This is a genomic window from Hydrogenophaga electricum, assembly GCF_030160815.1.
GTDB classification, from domain to species: Bacteria; Pseudomonadota; Gammaproteobacteria; order Burkholderiales; family Burkholderiaceae_C; genus Hydrogenophaga; species Hydrogenophaga electricum.
The window spans coordinates 1-21138 of the sequence record NZ_BSPB01000057.1; the positions used below are offsets into that span (position 1 = coordinate 1).

Sequence of the window (21138 nt, forward strand, 5' to 3'; positions counted from 1 at the left end):
TCCTGGCCTACTACAACGCCCGCAGGCCTCACTCGGCACTGGGCTACAAGCCTCCAGCATCCCGGCTCTCCGGGAACAATCTATTGCAACTCAACAGCTAGCCACGCCTCGGTGGGCGGTGCCCGCCGGCCAGGGTGACAGACCGCCACCGGCTTTACACAAACGATACAAACGCTTGATCGGCGCGTGACGTGGGCCATCGATCATGGCGGCATGGACGTCGCTACACTGGATCACATGAACGCGCGATTGCTGATGATCGAAGACGATGCGCGGCTGGCACAGATGGTGACCGCCTATCTGGGCCAGTCGGGCTTTGAAGTGACCCACGCGGCCGATGGCGAAGCCGGGCTCGAACAGCTGGCTCTGGTGCAGCCCGAACTGGTGATTCTGGACCTGATGATGCCGGGCATCGACGGGCTGGAAGTGTGCCGGCGCATCCGGGCGCTGCCCAACGGCCAGGCGCGGGTGCCGGTGCTCATGCTAACGGCCAAGGGCGACCCGATGGACCGCATCATCGGGCTTGAGCTCGGTGCCGACGACTACCTGCCCAAACCGTTCGAACCGCGCGAGCTGCTGGCCCGCATCCGCGCGGTGCTGCGCCGTCGCAGCGATGCCGGCACCACCACCGCCGCCACCCGCACCACACCGCTGCTGCGTTTCGGCTCGCTCGACATCGACCGCGACGCCCGCACCGTCACCGTGGCCGAGCAGCCCTGCGAGCTGACCTCCTACCAGTTCGACCTGCTGGTGGCCATGGCCGAGCGCGCCGGTCGCGTGCTCACACGCGACCAGATCATGGAAGCCGTGCGCGGGCGCGAACTCGAAGCCTTCGACCGGTCCATTGACGTGCACATCGGCCGCATCCGCAACGCCATCGAGGCAGACAGCAAGAACCCCAAACGCATCCTCACGGTGCGTGGCGTGGGTTACGTGTTTGCCAAGCAGCAGGAATGAACAGCCGCCTCGGGCAGAAGCTGTACCTGCGCATCTGGGCGGCCATCGTGCTGGCCGTCGCGGTGCTCACGCTGGTGGTGGGCTGGCTATGGCAGCTCGCGCTGGATCGGGAGCGGCAGCAGAACGAAAGCCGGCTGGCCGAACGCGAGATCATCCTGCGCGACGCAGCGGGTGAGGTGGTGGGCCAGGCGCCGGCGCGCGCGGTCCGCGTCCCCGGGGAAGGCTGGGAATTCCAGGTCATCATGCGCGATGGGCAGACGCTGTATGTGCAGCTGCCCCGGCCACCGCGCCCGGCCGGTGCGCCGCCTTCGAGCCGGCGCACGCAGGCCTGGCTGCAGTCGCCCCCGGGTTTTGCCTGGACGCTCGGCCTGGTCGGGCTGGCGGTGGCGCTGGGGGCCTACCCCATCGTGCGGCGCCTGACGAAACGGCTCGAAGGCCTGCAGAAAGGGGTGGAGCGCTGGGGCGATGGCGATCTGTCCACCCGCCTGCCGGTCCAGGGGCACGACGAGGTGGCCTTTCTGGCCGAGCGCTTCAACGCCTCGGCAGAGCGGGTGCAGAGTCTGTTGCTTTCGCACAAGACCTTGCTGGCCAACGCCTCGCACGAATTGCGCTCGCCGCTCGCGCGCATCCGCATGGGGCTGGAACTGCTCGGGCGCGACCCGTCGACGGCCGTCCAGCGGGCCGAGATCTCGCGCAGCATCGAGGAGCTGGACCAACTGATCGACGAAATCCTGCTGGCCAGTCGTCTGGACATGCGCGACGCCAACGACGCGTCGGCGGTCGGGCCCACGGAAGAGATCGATCTGGTCGGGCTGGCGGCGGAAGAGTGCGCCCGGACCGGAGCCGACCTGGAGATCGCCAGCGGTGCCACCCCGGTGCTGGTGCAGGGGCATGCCCGCCTGTTGCGCCGGCTGGTGCGCAACCTGCTGGAGAACGCCCGCCGCTACGGCACCCCGGCCGAGCCGCTGCCCGAAGGGCAGGCGGCGGTGAGCCTGGGCATTCAGGTCGAGCCGCCGATTGGCGCAGGGGTGGCACACGCCGTGCTGACGGTTGACGACCACGGGCCGGGCGTGCCCCCCGCGCTGCGCAGCCGGATCTTCGAGCCGTTCTACCGCTTGCCCGGTGCCAGCGAGCGCGAAGGTGGGGTGGGTCTGGGTCTGTCTCTGGTGCGCTCGATCGCGCAGCGGCATGGGGGTTCGGTGCGTTGCGAAGCGGCGGCCAGCGGGGGTGCCCGCTTTGTGGTGACCCTGCCCCTGACCTGATCGCTGAGGCGGTGGTGATGCGGCCGCAGGGGCGTTATATGCATCACAAAGTATTCATAAATCCCCCAAATGGGGGATGTTCGCGCCGGCGAAGCCGAAGCACAATGGCTTCGTTGCTGTCACAACGCCCAAGCAGAACAGAACCGGCAAACCTTTCGTGTCAACGACAGCGTTCGTTTGATCAGGTCTCCCAACGACGTCCTTCCAAGGACTTACAGCCACCTTCGGGTGGCTTTTTTTTGCCCCGACGCGGGTGCGCGGCCAAAAAAAAGACGCCCAAAGGCGTCTCTGGAGCGATGGCGCAGCCGCCTCAGTGGCCGTGGGCGACCACTTCGCCCGCCTTGAGCCGGTAGACCGTGCCGCAATACGGGCACTTGGCCTGTCCGGTGCGTGCCACATCGAGGAACACGCGCGGATGCCCGTTCCACAACTTCATGTCGGCCTTGGGGTTGGGGCAGAACACGCCACCATGGGCGTTGAGGTCCTGGGCGGTCAGTTCGACGTCGAGCTTGCTCATGGCGGGACTCCGTTTCAGACCTTGGCCAGCCAGTGGGCGTACTGGGGATTGCGTCCGTTGACGATGTCGAAGAACGCGCTCTGGATCTTCTCGGTGATCGGGCCGCGGCTGCCGGTACCCAGTTCGATGCGGTCGAGTTCGCGGATCGGCGTGACCTCGGCGGCGGTGCCGGTGAAGAAAGCCTCGTCGGCGATGTAGACCTCGTCGCGCGTGATGCGCTTTTGCACGATCTCCAGGCCCAGGTCCTTGGCGATGTGGAAGACGGTATTGCGGGTGATGCCGTTGAGGGCGCCGGCCGACAGATCGGGCGTGTAGATCACGCCGTTCTTGATCACGAAGATGTTCTCGCCCGCGCCTTCGGACACGAAGCCGGCGGAATCGAGCAGCAGGGCCTCGTCGTAACCGTCGTCCGTGGCTTCCATGTTGGCCAGGATGGAGTTGCTGTAGTTGCTCACCGCCTTGGCCTGCGTCATGGTGATGTTGACGTGGTGGCGCGTGTAGCTGCTGGTCTTGACGCGGATGCCGCGCTTGAGGCCCTCTTCGCCCAGGTAGGCGCCCCAGGCCCAGGCCGCCACCATCACGTGGATGGTGTTGCCCTTGGGGCTGACGCCCAGCTTCTTGTCGCCGATCCAGATCAGCGGGCGGATGTAGCAGCTTTCCAGCTTGTTCTCGCGCACCACGGCCTTCTGGGCTTCGTTGACCTGCTCCTTGGTGAAGGGCATGGGCATGCGCAGGATCTTGGCGCTGTTGAACAGGCGGTCGGTGTGCTCTTCCAGGCGGAAGATGGCGGTGCCATCCACCGTGTTGTAGGCGCGCACGCCCTCGAAGGCGCCGCAGCCGTAGTGCAGCGTGTGGGTCAGCACATGGATCTTGGCGTCGCGCCAGTCGACCATCTGGCCGTCCATCCAGATCTTGCCGTCACGGTCGGACATCGAGGGAATCACGGGGCTCATGGGGGTCCTTGTCTGCTCGGGTGGGTGGCCAGACACCGGCGCGGCGCGGCCAAAACCCCCATTTTAGGGCGGCTGGGCGGGTCTCAGGTGCCGCTGGTGCCGTCGGATTCCGGGGGCTCGGGCGGGCGCACCAGTTCCCAGTCGAGCACCTTGCCCTGGTGCACGCGCACGGTGACCGAGGACTGGCCGTTGTCGGTCCAGCGGTAGCGCTCGGGCTGTTCACCCTCGGCCGAGACCTGTTCGCCCAGCGCACGGGTCAGGCCGATCACGTGCATCAGGCTCATGCCGGGCTTGAGCTTGGCGTTGAGCATGACCGCGCTGGCGACCCAGCCCACCGGCTTTTCCGCGGCGCGCTTCATGACCGACATGAGCCGGGTGAAGTGCAGCAGCAGCCACATCAGCACGCCACCACCGGCGGCGGCCACGCCGGGCCAGCCCCAGTTGTGCCAGGCCATCACGAGCAGGCCGATCACAAGCAAAGGAACCAGAAAACGCTGGAAATTCATGCCGGTATTGTCGTGGCAGCCGGCACGGCCGGGTCTGCGGTTTCTGCTTAGGGATCAGCCCAGGCTGCGCACCAGGTTCATGGCGTCTTCGATGCGCTCGACCGCGTGGATGGTCAGCCCCTCGAAGGCCTTGTCGTTCTTCTTGGGCGCATTGGCCTTGGGCACCACCGCCACGCTGAAGCCGAGTTTGGCCGCTTCCTTCAGGCGCTCCTGACCGCGCGGGGCCGGGCGCACCTCGCCAGCCAGGCCCACTTCGCCGAAGGCGATAAAGCCTTTGGGCAGTGCCTTGCCACGCAGGCTGGAGGTGATGGCCAGCATCACCGCGAGATCTGCCGCTGGCTCGCTGATGCGCACGCCGCCCACGGCGTTGACGAACACGTCCTGGTCCATGCAGGCCACGCCGGCGTGGCGGTGCAGTACTGCCAGCAACATCGCCAGGCGGTCGCGGTCCAGCCCCACCGACAGGCGCCGCGGCGAGGGGCCGCCGCTGTCCACCAGCGCCTGGATTTCCACCAGCATCGGCCGCGTGCCTTCGAGCGTGACCAGCACGCAACTGCCGGGCACCGGCTCGGCGTGTTGCGACAGAAAGATCGCGCTCGGGTTGCTCACGCCCTTGAGACCTTTTTCGGTCATGGCGAACACGCCGATCTCGTTGACCGCGCCGAAGCGGTTCTTGATGGCGCGGATCAGGCGGTAGCTCGAATGCGTGTCGCCCTCGAAGTACAGCACGGTGTCGACCATGTGCTCCAGCACGCGCGGACCGGCCAGCGCACCCTCCTTGGTCACGTGGCCCACGAGCACGATGGCCGTGCCCGAGGCCTTGGCCGCGCGCGTGAGGTGGGCCGCGCATTCGCGCACCTGGGCCACCGAGCCGGGCGCGCTGGTGAGCTGTTCGGAATACACGGTCTGGATCGAGTCGATGACCGCGATGGCCGGTTGCTGGGCCTGCAGCGTGGCCAGGATCTTTTCCAGCTGGATTTCGGCCAGCACCTTCACCTGCGAGCCGTCCAGCCCGAGCCGGCGCGAGCGCAGCGCCACCTGCGCGCCGCTTTCTTCGCCGGTCACATACAAAGTGTCGCCCCCACGCTCCCCCGCTGCGCGTGGTCCGCTGCCCCCCGAGGGGGCTGCCACGCCTTGGGGCGGCCCGGCGGCGTGGCGCGCGCCGAGCGACTGCTTCTGCAGCGCATCCAGCGCCTGCAGCAGCAGGGTCGATTTGCCGATGCCCGGGTCGCCGCCGATCAGCACCACGCCGCCCTCGACCACACCACCGCCGAGCACGCGGTCGAGTTCGCCCAGGCCGGTGGGCGTGCGCTGCACGTCGGTGGCTTCGATGTCGGCCAGGGTGGTCACGGCGCTGGCCGGTGCCAGCGAGGCAAAGCGGTTCTTGCCGGTGCCGGCGCTTTCGGCCACCGATTCCACCAGCGTGTTCCAGGCGCCGCAGGCCGGGCACTTGCCCAGCCAGCGCGGGCTGGTGCCGCCGCACTCGTTGCAGATGAAGGAAGTTTTGTCTTTGGCCATGTGGCCGGCAATATAGTCGACACCCCGCCCGGCCCGATCAGGGGCGGTGCCCTCTTCACGCCAACACTGTGTCCGCTCCTCGTTCCTCTGCCTCGAATGCCCTTGCTCCCGCCACCGCCTTGCAGGCCCTGGCCCCGGGCGAGCGGCCGCTGTCGGCCGCAGCCCGCGCCTTCAATCTGCAACTGACCCGCGTCGACAAGCTGAAGGCGCAACTGGACGAACTGGACGCCCTGGGGCAGTCGCACCGGGTCGAACGGCACCGCTGGCTGGCGCCGCTGCGCCAGCGCCAGCAGGCGCAGCGGCGCGCCCTGGCCCTGGCGCTCGAAGGGCACCTGCAGAGCCAGGCGCTGAGCCGTGCGCAGCAGGCCACGGCCACCGACGCGCTGTGTGCGTTGGCGCAGTCGCTTGCCGACGAGGGGCACGCCGACATGGCCGCGTTGCACGACCGGCACAGCCGCCAGACCCTGGCCCAGAAGCGGCAGGCAGCGGCCGACGCGATGCGTGCGCGCCTGGAGGCGGTGCTGGGCGAGTCGCTCGCAACCGATGGCGATCCGCTGTCGGCGCAGGACGTGGTGCGCGAAGGCCTGGCACGCTGGCGCGCCGCGCGCGAAGAAGCCCAGGCGCGCCGCCAGGCCAAGGCCGAGGCCCGCAAGGCGCGGCAGAAGCCGGGCGCGCGGCAGGTCGAGGCACAGGCCCAGGCGGCCGACGCCGACACCCAGTTGCGCACCCTGTTTCGCCAGCTCGCCAGTGCCTTGCACCCTGACCGCGAGCCCGACGAGACCGAGCGCCTGCGCAAGACGGCGTTGATGAGCGAGGCCAACACCGCCTACGCGCGCAAGGACCTGGTCACGCTGATGCAGATCCAGCTGCGCGCCGAACTGGCCGATCCGGCTGCGGTCTCGCGCCTGGCCGACGACCGCCTGGCCGCGCTGACCCTGCTGCTCAAGCAGCAGGTGGCCGGGCTGGAGCGCGAGCGGGCGGCCCGGCAGGGCCAGCTGGCGGCCGAATTCGAACTGCCGCACGGTCAGGTGGCCAATGCGAACACGCTGAGACAGCACCTGCTGACGCAGGTGGCGGCACTGGAATCGACCGTGGCGCAGCTGGACCAGGATCTGGCGCAGGCTGAAGACACCGCGGGCCTCAAGCGCTGGCTCAACCGCCAGCGCGAGGCGCCGCGCCCGGTGCGGGCGGACCGCGATCCGGACGACTACGCCTGAGCCGGCGCGGGCCGGTGGTAGTGCCGGGTGATGGCGGCGACTTCCACCGAGTAGCCGGCGTACCAGCGCTCGCGGCCGAGTTGCTGCGCCATCAGGTGATCGGCGTGCTGCTTCCAGGCGCGGATGCTGGCCTCGTCGGGCCAGTAGGACAGGGCCACTTCCTGATCGCCTTCGGTCACGGCCACGAAATCCAGGCAGCCGAACCGGGTGAGCGCCAGTTCGCGCAATTGGGCGGCGGTGGCGCTGTATTCGGCATCGAGCGCCCGGGCCGTGGCGCGAAAGATCACCACGTGGCGGGCCACCGCCGGAAAGCCCTGCAGCAGTTCGCGGGTGATGTCGGCGGCCGGTGCGCTGCGGCAACCACGGGCGTTCTGGCCGCTCCACAGCGGTGAAAAATCGCCACTGCCCTGTTTTTCCCCATGCGCGCGCAGCGGCGCGATGGCGGCGGTGGCGGTCGGGAAGGCGGGTGCGGCCGGGTTCAGCGGCCCCAGTTCGCGCATCAAGCGGTTGACGATGCCACGCGCCGGCCGGCCGCTGAACAGCGTGGTCAGCTGGGTGTGGCGGGCCGCCTCGCTTTGCAGCGCGGCGCGGTGGATGGGGGACGTCAGCGCCTCGTCGCTGCACAGGTAGGCCGTGCCCACCTGCACGCCGGCCGCGCCCAGCGCCAGCGCGGCGCGCACGCCGGCCGCGTCGGCGATGCCGCCGGCGGCGATCACCGGCACGTTCACCGCCGCCACGATTTGCGGCAGCAGGGCGAAGGTGCCGACCTGGGTTGTGAGGTCGTCGGTGCGGAACATGCCGCGGTGGCCGCCGGCCTCGATACCCTGTGCGATCACGGCATCGACGCCGTGGGCTTCGAGCCAGAGGGCTTCTTCCACGGTGGTGGCCGACGACAGCACCACGCTGCCCCAGCCCTTGACGCGGGCCAGCAGGTCGGGTGCCGGTAGGCCGAAATGGAAGCTCACGATGGGCGGGCGGAACGGCTCCACCAGATCGGCCACGGTGTGGCTGAAGGGCACGCGGCCCGCGCCCGCCGGCACGGCGTCGATGTCCAGCCCCGCCTCGGCGTAAAAGGGCGCCAGGGTCTCGCGCCAGCGGGCTTCGCGCGCCGCGTCGGGCTCGGGCGGCGTGTGGCAGAAGAAGTTGACGTTCCATGGCCGGTTGGTGCCTTGCGACAGCCGGGTCAGCTCCTGCGTCAGCGCTTCGGGCGCGAGCATCGCGGCGGGCAGCGCGCCGATGCCGCCGGCCTGGCACACCGCCAGGGCCAGCGCCGAACCCTGGGAGCCCGCCATGGGGGCTTGCAGCAGCAGGGGGCCGTGGGTCAGGAGCGTGTGCAGGGGGGTGGGGGCGGTCGATGGCATGGCGGCATTGTCGCGCCCGGCAGCCTTCAGGGTTAACCCGGATGGGTGGGGGTCGGCAATCATTTAATATATTAAATAAATGAGCGAGCCCAACCCATCCTTTGTCCACCGCAACCTGCCGCGCCTGCTGCTCGAAGCGCGCGAGGCCGTGATGCAGCACACCCGCCCCAGTCTGCGCGAGCACGGCCTGTCGGACCAGCAGTGGCGCGTGCTGCGCGTGTTGGGTGAGCACGCGCGCGAGCCGGCCGGCGTCGAAACCGGCCGCGTGGCGCGCGAGGCACTGCTGCTCGGCCCCAGCCTGACCGGCGTGCTCAACCGCATGGAGCGCGACGGCCTGATCGCCCGCAACCGCTGCCCGCAGGACGCGCGCCGCACCGTGGTGCGCGCCACGCCCGCAGGGCTGGAGCTGGTGCGCGCGCTGTCCCAGACCATCGAATCGCACTACCAGTGGATGGAGGCGCAACTGGGCAAGCAGCGCCTGGCGCAGCTGTACGACCTGCTGGACGACGTGATCGCGCTGGAGGCACCGGGGGGTGTCGAGGCCGACCAGATCGAGGAATGAAACCCGCATGAATCCCCAACCCTATCTTCCTGGTGGCACCGTCTACGGCACGCTGCTGAACTTCCGGCGCGAACACGCGCTGTGGGCGCCGCGCATGCACGAGGCGCCCTACAAGTCGCCGCCACAGGCCCCGGTGCTCTACATCAAGACCGCGAACACCTTCACGCGCGCTGGTCAGCCCATCGCGCTGCCCGGGGGCGTGGCCGAAGTCGAGGTCGCGGCCAGCCTGGGGCTGGTGGCCGGCGAGGGCGGTGTGGTGGCGGGTGCGGTGCTGCTGAACGACGTGGCCATTGCGCACGAAAGTTACTACCGCCCGCCGGTCAAGTACCGCTGCGTGGACGGTTTCCTGGGTGTGGGGGGCGCGGTGCGGCCGGTCACGGACCTGGGCGAACTCGCCGCGCTGGTGCTGGAGCTGCGCGTGGATGGCGTGATGCGCCAGCGCACCGCCCTGGCCGACCTGGTGCGCGACGTGGCCACGCTGTGGGCCGACGTGAACGCCTTCCAGTCGATGCGGGCCGGCGACGTGCTGATGGTCGGCACCGACTGCCTGGACGACGGTTCGCGGCCGCGGGTGAAAAGGGGGGATTCGGTCGAGATCACCGCGACGGGCTTCAGCCCGCTGGTCAATGGTTTTGTGGGAGAGAACGCATGAAAAGAGCCCGCATTGCCTGGGCCGGCGCGGTCCACGACGCCGTCGAGAACCGCGGCGAACTCGAACTGCTCACACCCACTTTCCAAGGCCGGCGCGTCGGCTTTGACGAAGTGGTCTGGCTGCCACCGCTGTCGCCGATCAACCGTCCGCGCACCGTGCTGGCACTGGGCCTGAACTACGCCGACCACGCCAAGGAACTCGCCTTCAAGGCGCCCGAAGAACCGCTGGCCTTCGTCAAGGGCGAGGCCTCGCTCATCGGCCACCGCGCCTTCACCGTGCGGCCCGACGGCGTGAACTTCATGCACTACGAATGTGAGCTGGCGGTGGTGATCGGCCGGCCCGCCAAACGCGTGAAGACTGCCGACGCCCTGCAATACGTCGCTGGCTACACGGTGGCCAACGACTACGCGATCCGCGACTATCTGGAAAACTGGTACCGCCCCAACCTCCGGGTCAAGAACCGCGACACCTGCACCCCCATCGGCCCCTGGCTGGTGGACGCGGCCGATGTGCCCGACCCCATGAACCTCGCGCTGCGCACCACCGTCAACGGGAAGCTCACACAGCAGGGGAACACGAAAGACATGATCTTCGACGTCGCCACGCTGATCGAATACTTCAGCGGCTTCATGACGCTCATGCCTGGCGACCTCATCCTGACCGGCACTCCCGACGGCGTGGTCGACTGCCAGCCGGGCGACGTGATCGTCACCGAGATCGATGGCATCGGCTCGCTCACCAACACCATCACCTCCGAAAGCAAGGCATGACGCAACGCATCGATCACCTCATCAACGGCAAAGCGGTTGCCGGCACCGATTACTTCGAAACGATCAACCCCGCCACGCAAGGCGTGCTCGCCGAAGTCGCTTCGGGCACCGAGGCCGAGGTCAATGCCGCGGTGCAGGCGGCCAAGGACGCCTTTCCCGCCTGGGCAGGCCTGCCCGCGACCGAGCGCGCCAAGAAGATCCGCGCGCTGGGCGACCTGATCGCCAAGCACGTGCCCGAGATCGCGAAGACCGAGACCGAAGACACCGGCCAGGTGATCGCGCAGACCGGCAAGCAGTTGATCCCGCGCGCGTCGGACAACTTCTATTACTTCGCCGAGATGTGCACCCGGGTCGACGGCCACACCTACCCCACGCCCACGCACCTGAACTACACGCTGTTCCACCCGGTCGGTGTCTGCGCACTCATCAGCCCGTGGAACGTGCCCTTCATGACCGCCACCTGGAAGGTGGCGCCCTGTCTGGCCTTCGGCAACACGGCGGTGCTCAAGATGAGCGAACTCAGCCCGCTGACCGCCGCGCGCCTGGGCGAGCTGGCGCTGGAAGCCGGCATCCCGGCCGGTGTGCTCAACGTCGTGCACGGCTTCGGCAAGGAAGCGGGCGAGCCGCTGTGTGCCCACCCCGACGTGCGCGCCATCAGCTTCACCGGCTCCACCGCGACCGGCAACCGCATCGTCAAGGCCGCGGGCTTGAAGAAGTTCAGCATGGAGCTGGGCGGCAAGAGCCCGTTCGTGATCTTCGACGACGCCGACCTGGACCGCGCGCTGGACGCCGCCGTGTTCATGATCTTCAGCAACAACGGCGAGCGCTGCACAGCCGGCTCGCGCATCCTGGTGCAGCAGAGCATCTACGCCGACTTCGTGGCGAAGTTCACCGAGCGCGCCAAGCGCATCGTGGTGGGCGACCCGCTGGATGAGAAGACCACCATCGGCCCGATGATCAGCCAGGCGCATCTGGCCAAGGTGCGCAGCTACATCGAACTGGGCCCGAAGGAGGGCGCGACGATGCTGTGTGGTGGCATCGACCGGCCGTCGTATGCGGCCGAGCTGCCGGCGCATGTGGCGGCTGGCAACTACGTGTGGCCGACGGTGTTCGCTGACGTGGACAACCGCATGAAGATCGCGCAGGACGAGATCTTCGGCCCCGTGGCCTGCCTGATCCCGTTCAAGGACGAGGCGGACGCGATCCGCATCGCCAACGACATCCAGTACGGGCTGTCGAGCTATGTCTGGACGGAGAACATCGGCAAGGCGCATCGGGTGGCGGCTTCGATCGAAGCGGGCATGTGTTTCGTGAACTCGCAGAACGTGCGGGATCTGCGGCAGCCGTTTGGTGGCACCAAGGCCTCGGGGACCGGACGCGAGGGCGGGACCTGGAGTTACGAGGTGTTCCTGGAGCCCAAGAACGTCGCGGTGTCCATGGGGTCGCATCACATTCCTCATTGGGGTGTTTGATTTGCGCTCCTCTGCTGTTTCGCTCTTCTACCTGGGCGGGCTCGGAGGACCGGGGTACCCGGTTCCGCTCATGTCCCCCGAAACGGGCTTTGCCCGTTTCTCCTCCTTTACTTCGCTGCACCGGGTACCCCGGTCCTCCGAGCCAGAAGCGATGTTGGCGCGAACCGGTGGAGAACCGATGCGCAGCGAGAAGGCGGTGATGGGTGTGTGCCGCAGCGAAGTAAAGGAGGAGGGTTTTGTGCAGCAAAACCCGGGGGACATGAGCGGAGGCACACACCCATCGCCGCCTTCTCAGAACAAACGCCAGCCGAGCAACGGCACCAACACCACGGCAACAAACCGGAGACAAGCCAAATGGGCAAAGTAGCACTGGTCGGCAAGATCACCCACGTCCCCTCGATGTACCTCAGCGAACTCGACGGCCCGCGCAAAGGTACCCGCCAGGATGCCATCGACGGCCACAAAGAGATTGCGCGCCGCTGCAAGGCACTGGGCGTCGACACCATCGTCGTCTTCGACACCCACTGGCTTGTCAACGCCAACTACCACCTCAACTGCGCGCCCCACTGGTCCGGCACCTACACCAGCAACGAACTGCCGCACTTCATCAGCAACATGGGCTACGCCATCCCCGGCAACCCCGAGCTCGGCCAACTGCTGGCGAAGGTGGCCAATGAACACGGCGTCGAAACCCTGGCCCACCACGCCACCACGCTCGGCCCCGAGTACGGAACCCTCGTGCCCATGCGGTACATGAACGCCGACCAGCACTTCAAGGCGGTCTCGGTCTCGGCCCTGTGTACCTCGCACTACCTCAACGACAGCGCCCGCCTCGGCTGGGCCATGCGCAAGGCCGTTGAAGAGCATTACGACGGCACGGTGGCGTTCCTCGCCAGCGGCAGCCTCAGCCACCGCTTCGCGCAGAACGGCCTCGCGCCCGAGTTCGCGTTCAAGATCTGGAGCCCCTTCCTCGAACACCTGGACCAGGAGGTCATCCGCATGTGGAAGGCTGGCGAGTGGAAGGCCTTCTGCGAGATGCTGCCCGAGTACGCCAGCAAGGGCCACGGTGAAGGCTTCATGCACGACACGGCCATGATGCTCGGCGTGCTGGGCTGGAGCGAATACACCGGGCAGGCGGATGTCGTCACGCCGTACTTCGGCGCCAGCGGTACCGGCCAGATGAATGTGCTGTTCCCGGTGCTGCCGGTCAGCGGCGCGGCCATTCCGCCAGCCGTGGCCTCGCGCGCGGACGGCTACACCTCGGTGGCCACGAGACTCTGAACATGCCCCATCTCGTCATCCTCTACACCCCCAACCTCGACCAGCCCCTGGACCAGGGGGGGGCCGACATGCGCGGCCTGTGCCGTGCCCTGGCAGACGCCATGCTGGCGGTGCGCGACGAGCAGGACCAACAGGTCTTCCCCACCGGGGGCACGCGCGTGCTGGCCTACCCGGCCGCGCACTGCGCGGTGTCGGATGGTGGCGCCGCCGGTGAGGCGGCGGGCATGGGGGGCGACTACGCGTTTGTCTACCTGAACCTGCGCATGGGTCGGGGCCGCAGCGCTGCCGTGCACCAGCGGGTGGGCGCAGCGCTGCACGCGGTGGTGAAAACCCGGTTCGCCGAGCAACTCGCCCGCCGTCCCATCGGCATCACCGTGCAGGTGGACGAAGGCCACGAGGTCTTCGACGCCAAGACCAGCTCGCTGCATCCCCTGTTTCCGAAGAAGTGAGTAGTCCCATGTTCGACGACACCCTTGTCCAGCAGCTCGCCGCCGAGCTGCAACACGCCCAGCAGACCCGCACCCAGGTCGAGCACTTCTCCAAGCGCCACCCCGGCATGACCGTCGAAGACGGCTACCGCATCGGCCGCGCCTGGGTGGATCTGGAGAAGGCTGCCGGCAAAAAGGTCATCGGTCACAAGATCGGCCTGACCAGCCGCGCCATGCAGATCAGCAGCCAGATCGACGAGCCCGACTACGGCACCCTGCTCGACGACATGCTCTACACCGCGAAAGCGGGTGAGGTGCTGGAGATTCCGGTGAAGAACTTCATCGCGCCGCGCGTGGAGGTCGAACTGGCCTTCGTGCTCAAGGCGCCGCTGGCCGGACCGAACGTGACGGTGGACGACGTGCTCGCGGCGACGGACCACATCACCCCCGCCATCGAGATCATCGACGCGCGCATCGAGCAGTTCGACCGCCACACCAAGGTGATGCGCAAGGTCTACGACACCATCAGCGACAACGCGGCCAACGCCGGCATCGTGATCGGTGCGGGTGACCCGGCCTTCCGCGCTGACCCGCACGCCACCAACCGCCCCTGGTGCGGCGCCATCCTGCGGCAGAACGGCGCGGTCGAAGAGACGGGCCTGGCCGCTGGCGTGCAGGGCGACCCCGCCATCGGCATCGCCTGGCTGGCCAACAAACTGGCGCCCTGGGGCGAAGGGCTGGAAGCGGGTGAGATCGTGCTGGCCGGCAGCTTCACGCGGCCGGTGGCGGCGAAAGCGGGCGACCTGTTCGAGGCGGACTACGGCCCGCTGGGCTGTTTGAAGTTCAAGTTCATCTGATCGACCGAAGGAGACCCGAATGGCCGACGCCTTCCTCAAACCCGCCCGCTTCAGCGACGCCGAATGGGCCGCGCGCGTGCAGCTCGCCGCCTGCTACCGCATCTTTGCCCACCTGGGCTGGGCCGAGCTGATCTACAACCACATCTCGCTGCGCGTGCCCGGGCCCGACGAGCACTTCCTCATCAACCCCTTCGGCCTGCACTACACCGAGGTCACTGCGTCCAACCTGGTCAAGGTGGACGTGGACGGCAACATCATCGGCAATCACGACTGGCCGATCAACCCGGCCGGCTTCACCTTCCACGGCGCCATCCACGCCACGCTGCCCGACGCGCACTGCGTGATCCATGTGCACACCACGCCGACCATGGCCGTGTGTTGCAGCGAAGAAGGCCTGAGCTTCACCAACTTCTACGCCGCGCAGCTCTGGGAGAAGGTCGCCTACCACGACTTCGAGGGCATCACCGTGCACCTGGAAGAAGGGCAACGCATCCTCGCCAGCGCCAACGGAAAACCGGTGCTGCTGCTGCGCAACCACGGCCCTGTGGTCATCGGTCACACACTGGCGCAGGCCTTCAACCTCATGTGGCTGGTGCAGCGCGCGTGCGAGATCCAGGTGGCCTCGGCCACGCTGGGCCAACAGCGCCAGATTCCGGTGCCGGTGCTCGAAGGCTGTGTGCGAGACTCGCTCAACTTCAATCCGAAATATGGCGCCGGTGAAGATTCCTTCGCCGCCATGCAGCGCCTGATCGACCGCATCGACCCGGGCTACCGCGCATGAGTGATACCCCTGTTTTCCAGAAAGTGGCCATCGTGGGCGTCGGCGCCATCGGCGGCCTGTTCGCCGGCTGGCTCGGCTCGCGCCTGCCGGCCGGGCAGATCCAGCTTTCGGCCGTGGCACGCGGCAACACGCTACGCACCTTGCGCGATCAGGGCCTGACCTGGGTCGATGGCGATGGTGCCGAACACCGCGTGCCGGTGAACGCCAGCGACGACCCGGCCAGCCTGGGCGTGCAGGACCTGGTGATCGTTTCGGTCAAGGGCCCGGCCATGCCCGTGGTCGCGCCCGCCGTGCGCGCGCTCATGGGGCCGCACACGGTGGTGCTGGTCGCCATGAACGGCGTTCCCTGGTGGTTCTTTGATGGCCTGCCGGGCGAGGCCGCCGGCCTGCAATTGAATGCGGTCGATCCCGGTGGTGCGACCGCTATGAACATCCCCACATCGCAGGTCATCGGCTGCGTGGTGCACGCCAGCGCCGCCGCGCCCCAGCCCGCCCGCATCGAACGCATCAAGAACAACCAGCTCATCATCGGCGAGCCTGCGGGCGGTGTCTCGCCGCGCCTGCAGGCGCTGGACCAACTGCTGACGCAGGCCGGCTTCGGGGTCACGGTGTCCGAACGCATCCAGCGCGACATCTGGTTCAAGCTCTGGGGCAACATGACCATGAACCCGGTCTCGGCCATCACCGGCGCCCCCTGCGACCGCATCCTCGACGACGAACTCGTGCGCGGCTTCTGCAGCGCCGTGATGCGCGAGGCGCAGGCCATCGGCGCGCGCATCGGCATTCCCATCGACCAGAACCCCGAAGACCGCCACGCCGTCACCCGCAAGCTCGGCTCGTTCAAGACCTCGATGCTGCAGGACGTGGAAGCCGGCCGCCCCATCGAGCTCGACGCCCTGGTCGGCGCCGTGCGCGAGATCGGCCAGCACCTGGGCGAAGCCACGCCCAACATGGACGCGCTCATGGGCCTGACCCGTTTGGCCGGGCAAATGCGCGGCCTCTACCCCGAACCGACCCAGACACCATGAAGATCCCCCAGAACGCCTTCCGCGACGCCCTGAAAGCCGGCCGGCCGCAGATCGGCTGCTGGGTCGGCTTCGCCAGCCCCGACGTGGCCGAGGCCCTGGCCGGCTGCGGTTTTGACTGGTTGCTGATCGATGGCGAGCACGCGCCCAACGATCCGCGCAGCGTGCTCGAACAGCTGCGCGCCGTCGCGCCCTATGCAGCCACACACCCGGTGGTGCGCGCGGTCGAAGGCAACGTGGCCCTGGTCAAGCAATACCTCGACATCGGCGCGCAGACCCTGCTGATCCCGATGATCGACACCGCCGAACAGGCTGCACTCATGGTCCAGGCCATGCGCTACCCGCCCGAAGGCATCCGTGGCATGGGCGCGGCACTGGCGCGCGCCTCGCGCTGGAACCAGGTCGACGACTACCTGAACCAGGCGAATGACCAGATGTGCCTGCTCGTGCAGGCCGAGACCGTGACCGCGGTGAACAACCTCCAAGCCATCGCCGAAACCGAGGGCGTGGACGGCGTGTTCTTCGGCCCGGCCGACCTCTCGGCCAGCATGGGCCACCGCGGCCAGCCCGGCCACCCCGAAGTGCAGAAAGTCATCCTCGAAGGCATCGCCACCGTGCGCGCCGCCGGCAAGGCCGCCGGCATCCTCGCCACCGACCTGGCGCTGGCGCAGCAGTACCTCGACGCGGGCGCGCTGTTCGTGGCGGTGGGGGTGGACACGACGCTGCTGGTGAAGGCGGCGAGCAGCCTCGTTCAGCGGTTCAGCGCGGGCGCCACCAAGGGGCCGGCTGTGCCTTCGGGCGGGTACTGAGCGCCGACTTGGCGCCAAATCTGAAGAAAAAAATCTTCGAGGCCTCGGTTTCTGAAGAAAAAAATCGGGCGTCTGAAGATTTTTTCTCGCCACTTACTCGGGCAGGTGGCAGACGGCTTCGATGTTGTTGCCCTCTGGGTCGATCACGAAGGCGCCGTAGTAGTTGGGGTGTCAGTCCGGGCGCAGGCCGGGCGCGCCGTTGTCTTTGCCGCCAGCGGCCAGGGCAGCCTTGTAGAAGGCGTCCACCTGCGCGCGGCTGCTGGCGCGCCACGCCAGATGGCAACCCGATGTGGCCGGTGGCCCGCCGTAGGGCGAAGGCCCGTCGATGAACCACACGTCGGCCTTCTTGCCGTCGGGCTCGGCGGCGTCCGGGTAGGCAAAGCCGACCATGTTGGAACCGTAGTTCCCTTCAAAGCAGACGCTGTAGCCCAGCGGCGCCAGGGCCGCGCTGTAGAAGGCCTTGGCCTTGGCGATGTTCGTCACGCGAAACGTCATGTGGTCGAGCATGGTGGGGTCCTTGAGTGGGGGTATTTGGTGTGCAAGAAGGCACTACAGAACTGTACATGTATACAGTTATTTGTGGAAGGGTTTTGCACGTCCGACCTGGTCATTCCGAGGTGGAGAAGAGCAACCTCGCCACCGACCCGGCGTTGGCGCAGCAGTACCTCGACGCGGGCGCGCTGTTCGTCGTGGTGGCGGTGGGCACGACGCTTCTGGTCAAGGCCGCCAGTTTCTTGGTTTGGCGCTTCAAGGGCGCGCCGCCAACAGCGTGACCTCGGTGTCGGGCGGGTATTGAACGGCTGGTAGTTTTCGTTGGATGTTTGCACCGATGCCGCGCCAACTACAAGCCACTTCTACAGTGCGTTGAGTGGCGGGAACAGGCTGAAAACAGTCGTTGACGTCCAAGGTTCAAGAGACCGGTATTCGTGAGACAGGGCATATGAGCCGCAAGCATTGCCGTTTTCAATCGCTTGCAGCGATGCGGAGACGGTCCACCCGAAAAGTTTCGTGCCTCGCAACCGCAGCTTCTTGGCAACGGCAACCCTAGACGCCCGGCAAACTTCTGCCGCTGCAAATGATCGTCAGCGACTTCGCACCCCTCGTCATGGCGACATAAAGATCTTTGGTACCGAGCGAGTCGGCGTCCAAGATCACAGCATGGTCGTACTCGAGTCCCTTGACCAGCAACGTCGTGCCGATGAGCTTCTGGTGCCTGATCGGCCTGCCCGTGTGCCGCATCTGCCTCTGGTACAGGTTCGCGGATTCAAGGAACGTCGCCGCTGACCCACCTATGTGCAGTTCTAGGACGCTCATGAAGCGGTAGAGCAGATCCCGCCGGTAGGCCGCGGTCTCAGGGTTGTCCTTCAGCAGCAAGATGAAGGCTTTGAGGTTCTTGCTCATCGGCGTCGTGAGGTACAGGTTCGCGGCCGCCAGCAACTCGGGATACTTCGTGGCCTTCGTCTGCTTGGCAATGTTGCCGAGCTTGGTGCCAGCGGTCAGCGTCTTGTCGACACCGGTGAAGCAGTCCTTGGCGAAATCCACGACGTGAAGGAACCTGGCCTTCGTGGTCTTGGCGGAATCGAGCTTCTTGACGAACGAGAAGAGCGCCTTGCCCTCCACTTCCTCAATTGATGAGAACCGGCCTCCCATGGTACGAGCCAGACGGTGGGTCTTGTTCTTGGATTCCTGATCCCCGCCGTGTAAGGCAATCACGGAGGCGGTGTTGCCCAAGTGCTCACAGAGAATCGCGTACTGCTTGTTGGGTAGGTACTGGGGATCGGTGTAGGCCCGTTTAACGCATGCAGGCAAGCCGTTCATGAGGTCAATCTTCTGACCCTGCTCCAAGGTTTTTCTTGCGGCCTTGAGCCATGCACCCAACAACGGCTGTCCCGCATTGACCCAACGCCATGGCTTCTCCAACTGACCCAAGCAGGCGAAGTGCGGATAGATGCTGGTGTCCCAGTCCACGGGCTTGGCGTCGTCAAAGTCGAAAATGGCCTGCATGGGATCACCCAGAATGCGGGTTGGCAGCATTTCGGCCAACGCGCATACAAGACCGTGCTGCAGATCCGAACAATCTTGGTACTCGTCCACATAGACGCCCGCGTAGGTGGCTTTGACGGCACGGCGAACAAAGTCCTTTTTCAGCAGGTTTGAACATGCCTCGTAGAGCGTCGCCCACTGCTTGCTAGTCGGGTTTTCAATCTTCCACCCAGAATTCTTCGGGTAAGCGAGGCAGAGGCGAAGTGACCAACTGGCAATGGTGTCAATCTGGTACCGGGACGCAGGAACACCGAGGGTGCTCATCTTCGTCTTGATGGAATTGATCCCGGCGAACGTGTGAGTCAAGATCAACTGACGGTGGGTGCCCACCTTCACCGCCATGGCAATCAGGTGCGTCTTGCCGTAACCAGCAGGAGCGATGACATATCCCTTGCCGGCGCATTCACCGAGCTTGATTGCCAGTTCTTCAGACATGCTCAGCCCATTCCCAGAGCTTGAAGAGCTTCACAAGAATGTCCTTCTTCGAAAAATCGGGATCACCGAAAGAAGGACTGATAGCCTGAGCCCACAAGTCCCCTCGGGTGATGTCCTTGAACCAGTCGCAACTCTTCGCAGCCTTCCCGATGGCAAGTCTCAGATCGGCACTTTCCGCCCACGTGTCAACGTCTTCACTGAGTTCCTTCAGGTACTTGGAACGCACGTTGGCATAGACGGTCAAGCTGGGAACGGTTTGGGCTAGTTTCACACTTGCGATCACACTCGCCCATGGCAAGTCTTGAAAGGCCCGCTCCTCCAACGAGAGCTTGTCGGTCCACACATGAACCGGAATGCCTTTGTCTCTCAACTCAGCTTCATGTGCGGGCGAGAACTGTTTCTCGGCGTCTCCGTCAGCAAGCACGCAGACCTCATAGCCAAGCAGCTTGAAGGCTTCGGCCAATGCTTTGATCTTGCTCGCACCACCAGCGTTCAACAAGGACACGCCTTGGTATGAGAACGGATCCTTTCCTTTCCCGAACTGGTAGTCGTCAAAGCCTCTGAGGAAACCCACTTCCGTGGCCCCTTCACAGACTACGACCTTCTTAGACAGGAAGGCTTCAGCGCTGGATCGAATCTTCCCCTGTGCCTCGTGGGCAACCAAGCCTTCACAGAAGGCGGGAATGACCCGTACAGTGCCAGCCTTGCTGTGAACTATGTAGAGCTCATTGACGGTGAGCTCACGAAGCACGACAGGTGAATGGGTGGTCAAGAAATACTGACCCCGCTTGTCCTCCCTCACATGCTTCAGGAGCCGAGAAATGCGGTGAGGCTCAAGCCCGAATTCAACCTCGTCAAAGAGAGTCACATGGCCCTCTTCAAGCCCCATTTTCTGAATGCCGCACAACAGCATTCGCCGTGACCCCAGCCCCAATTGGCGAAGCGGAATGTCGCCGTCATGAAGAGCAAGACCACCGACCTTCAGGTTCACCGAACTCAGGTCCAGGTGGGCCTTGTAGGCTTCTACGACGGGCACACCCAAAATCTTGGCGACCTCCTGAGACTTCACGGCAGCAGCGTCAAAGTTCTTCAGCGTGTTGGGCCTGTCAGCGTCAAGCGAGGTGCGGGCCGTCCTTGAAGCATTGGCAAGCAACTCGTTCAGGCTCTGCGCTTCAGTGAGCTTTGCCAAGGCCGTGCCTGTCGCCCATGAAAGTTGCCTTTCGCTATAGGCTCCGATCAGGCCCACGCTGACCTTGTTGCGATCAGCCTGCTTGAAGGGCACACCGTCAGGATTGCGATCACAAACCACCAGCCACTTAGGCTCCAAGTCCTTGCCGACCGTGAAGCGGATTGTCAGGACGGATTCAAGGGCGTCGTCGGCTTCGTCAACGAGCATCCCGGTCTTCGCGTCCCAACCTCGCAGGTACTGGCCGTATTTTTGGAGGGAGACGAAGTCTTCAACGAGATCGCCGATGGACACCTCAACGACGATGGCGTTTTCTACCTTGCCCTGGTAGAAATCCGAGTCGTTGAGAGTCAGGTTCCACTGGGGATAGAACGCATACCTGATTGCCTCAAGGATCGTGGATTTGGACGAGTCGCCCTTCCCAATGAGACAGAAGATGTCCGATGTTGGAATGAACCGCCCCGGGTTTCACGGAGGCCCGTTGGCTTGAGTCAGGCCGACGTGGCCTGCTGCTCAAGAGTGCGATAGTAGTTGGCCTCGAACTCG

General features: G+C 66.0%; 20 protein-coding genes and 3 pseudogenes. 15 read left to right on the forward strand and 8 right to left on the reverse strand.

What is annotated here, in order from left to right; all coding sequences use genetic code 11:
* The 3 genes and pseudogenes from QQK43_RS19835 to QQK43_RS19845 form a co-directional block, all read left to right on the forward strand.
* Positions 1-101: pseudogene (locus QQK43_RS19835) on the forward strand (IS481 family transposase); the annotation flags it as partial.
* Between the two features lie 136 nt (positions 102-237).
* The gene (locus QQK43_RS19840; RefSeq protein ID WP_234264712.1) at positions 238-957 is read left to right on the forward strand and encodes a response regulator; all 720 of its coding nucleotides are present in this window, start codon (positions 238-240) and stop codon (positions 955-957) included.
* A complete protein-coding gene (locus QQK43_RS19845; protein ID WP_284309177.1) occupies positions 954-2219 on the forward strand; it encodes an ATP-binding protein in 1266 nt (421 codons plus the stop codon). Before QQK43_RS19840 ends, QQK43_RS19845 begins: the two co-directional genes overlap by 4 nt.
* Positions 2220-2529: 310 nt before the next feature.
* Here the strand turns inward: QQK43_RS19845 and QQK43_RS19850 are convergent, their stop codons facing one another.
* The 4 genes from QQK43_RS19850 to radA all read right to left on the reverse strand — a co-directional run bounded on the left by QQK43_RS19850 (position 2530) and on the right by radA (position 5713).
* Complete coding sequence (locus tag QQK43_RS19850; RefSeq protein ID WP_234264638.1) at positions 2530-2736, reverse strand: zinc-finger domain-containing protein; 207 nt, start codon at positions 2734-2736, stop codon at positions 2530-2532.
* 14 nt (positions 2737-2750) lie between these two features.
* Positions 2751-3689: a branched-chain amino acid transaminase gene (locus QQK43_RS19855; protein WP_284309178.1), complete on the reverse strand. Its 939-nt coding sequence runs from the start codon at positions 3687-3689 to the stop codon at positions 2751-2753.
* Between the two features lie 83 nt (positions 3690-3772).
* Positions 3773-4195 carry a glycerate kinase gene (locus QQK43_RS19860; RefSeq protein WP_284309179.1) on the reverse strand — a complete coding sequence of 141 codons (423 nt, stop codon included), beginning with the start codon at positions 4193-4195 and terminating at the stop codon, positions 3773-3775.
* 54 nt (positions 4196-4249) lie between these two features.
* Positions 4250-5713 carry a DNA repair protein RadA gene (gene radA, locus QQK43_RS19865; protein WP_234264641.1) on the reverse strand — a complete coding sequence of 488 codons (1464 nt, stop codon included), beginning with the start codon at positions 5711-5713 and terminating at the stop codon, positions 4250-4252.
* A 119-nt stretch (positions 5714-5832) separates the two neighbouring features.
* On the opposite strand from radA, the gene QQK43_RS19870 reads away from it, so the two are divergent.
* Positions 5833-6930: a coiled-coil domain-containing protein gene (locus QQK43_RS19870; protein WP_284309180.1), complete on the forward strand. Its 1098-nt coding sequence runs from the start codon at positions 5833-5835 to the stop codon at positions 6928-6930.
* 299 nt (positions 6931-7229) lie between these two features.
* On the opposite strand, the pseudogene QQK43_RS19875 reads toward QQK43_RS19870, so the two are convergent.
* Positions 7230-8291 (reverse strand): annotated as a pseudogene (locus QQK43_RS19875) (NAD(P)H-dependent flavin oxidoreductase); the annotation flags it as partial.
* A gap of 79 nt (positions 8292-8370) precedes the next feature.
* Between QQK43_RS19875 and hpaR the strand changes: the two are divergent.
* The 10 genes from hpaR to hpaI all read left to right on the forward strand — a co-directional run bounded on the left by hpaR (position 8371) and on the right by hpaI (position 16928).
* Positions 8371-8853: a homoprotocatechuate degradation operon regulator HpaR gene (gene hpaR, locus QQK43_RS19880; protein ID WP_234264643.1), complete on the forward strand. Its 483-nt coding sequence runs from the start codon at positions 8371-8373 to the stop codon at positions 8851-8853.
* A 7-nt stretch (positions 8854-8860) separates the two neighbouring features.
* The gene (locus QQK43_RS19885) at positions 8861-9505 is read left to right on the forward strand and encodes a fumarylacetoacetate hydrolase family protein (RefSeq protein WP_234264644.1); all 645 of its coding nucleotides are present in this window, start codon (positions 8861-8863) and stop codon (positions 9503-9505) included.
* On the forward strand, positions 9502-10275 hold the full coding sequence (locus QQK43_RS19890; RefSeq protein WP_234264645.1) for a fumarylacetoacetate hydrolase family protein: 774 nt from the start codon (positions 9502-9504) through the stop codon (positions 10273-10275). The genes QQK43_RS19885 and QQK43_RS19890 overlap by 4 nt, the downstream gene beginning before the upstream one ends.
* Positions 10272-11747, forward strand: coding sequence for a 5-carboxymethyl-2-hydroxymuconate semialdehyde dehydrogenase (hpaE, locus tag QQK43_RS19895; protein WP_284309183.1), 1476 nt, complete (start codon positions 10272-10274; stop codon positions 11745-11747). The genes QQK43_RS19890 and hpaE overlap by 4 nt, the downstream gene beginning before the upstream one ends.
* A gap of 354 nt (positions 11748-12101) precedes the next feature.
* The gene (hpaD, locus tag QQK43_RS19900) at positions 12102-13028 is read left to right on the forward strand and encodes a 3,4-dihydroxyphenylacetate 2,3-dioxygenase (protein ID WP_234264647.1); all 927 of its coding nucleotides are present in this window, start codon (positions 12102-12104) and stop codon (positions 13026-13028) included.
* 2 nt (positions 13029-13030) lie between these two features.
* Positions 13031-13477, forward strand: coding sequence for a 5-carboxymethyl-2-hydroxymuconate isomerase (locus QQK43_RS19905; protein ID WP_284309184.1), 447 nt, complete (start codon positions 13031-13033; stop codon positions 13475-13477).
* 8 nt (positions 13478-13485) lie between these two features.
* Positions 13486-14313, forward strand: coding sequence for a 2-oxo-hept-4-ene-1,7-dioate hydratase (hpaH, locus tag QQK43_RS19910; protein WP_284309185.1), 828 nt, complete (start codon positions 13486-13488; stop codon positions 14311-14313).
* Positions 14314-14332: 19 nt separating this feature from the next.
* The gene (locus QQK43_RS19915; RefSeq protein ID WP_234264650.1) at positions 14333-15094 is read left to right on the forward strand and encodes a class II aldolase/adducin family protein; all 762 of its coding nucleotides are present in this window, start codon (positions 14333-14335) and stop codon (positions 15092-15094) included.
* Complete coding sequence (locus tag QQK43_RS19920; protein ID WP_284309186.1) at positions 15091-16122, forward strand: 2-dehydropantoate 2-reductase; 1032 nt, start codon at positions 15091-15093, stop codon at positions 16120-16122. Before QQK43_RS19915 ends, QQK43_RS19920 begins: the two co-directional genes overlap by 4 nt.
* Positions 16119-16928 carry a 4-hydroxy-2-oxoheptanedioate aldolase gene (gene hpaI / locus QQK43_RS19925; RefSeq protein ID WP_284309187.1) on the forward strand — a complete coding sequence of 270 codons (810 nt, stop codon included), beginning with the start codon at positions 16119-16121 and terminating at the stop codon, positions 16926-16928. Before QQK43_RS19920 ends, hpaI begins: the two co-directional genes overlap by 4 nt.
* Positions 16929-17021: 93 nt before the next feature.
* On the opposite strand, the pseudogene QQK43_RS19930 reads toward hpaI, so the two are convergent.
* Positions 17022-17435: pseudogene (locus QQK43_RS19930) on the reverse strand (VOC family protein).
* A gap of 110 nt (positions 17436-17545) precedes the next feature.
* Between QQK43_RS19930 and QQK43_RS19935 the strand changes: the two are divergent.
* Positions 17546-17701, forward strand: a complete 156-nt coding sequence (locus tag QQK43_RS19935) for a hypothetical protein (RefSeq protein WP_284309188.1) — start codon at positions 17546-17548, stop codon at positions 17699-17701.
* A gap of 271 nt (positions 17702-17972) precedes the next feature.
* Here QQK43_RS19935 and QQK43_RS19940 read toward each other — a convergent pair whose 3' ends face one another.
* Both QQK43_RS19940 and QQK43_RS19945 read right to left on the reverse strand, forming a co-directional pair.
* The gene (locus tag QQK43_RS19940) at positions 17973-19406 is read right to left on the reverse strand and encodes a UvrD-helicase domain-containing protein (RefSeq protein WP_284309190.1); all 1434 of its coding nucleotides are present in this window, start codon (positions 19404-19406) and stop codon (positions 17973-17975) included.
* Positions 19399-21045, reverse strand: coding sequence for an ATP-dependent nuclease (locus tag QQK43_RS19945; protein WP_348533545.1), 1647 nt, complete (start codon positions 21043-21045; stop codon positions 19399-19401). Before QQK43_RS19945 ends, QQK43_RS19940 begins: the two co-directional genes overlap by 8 nt.
* Between the last annotated feature and the right edge of the window lie 93 nt (positions 21046-21138).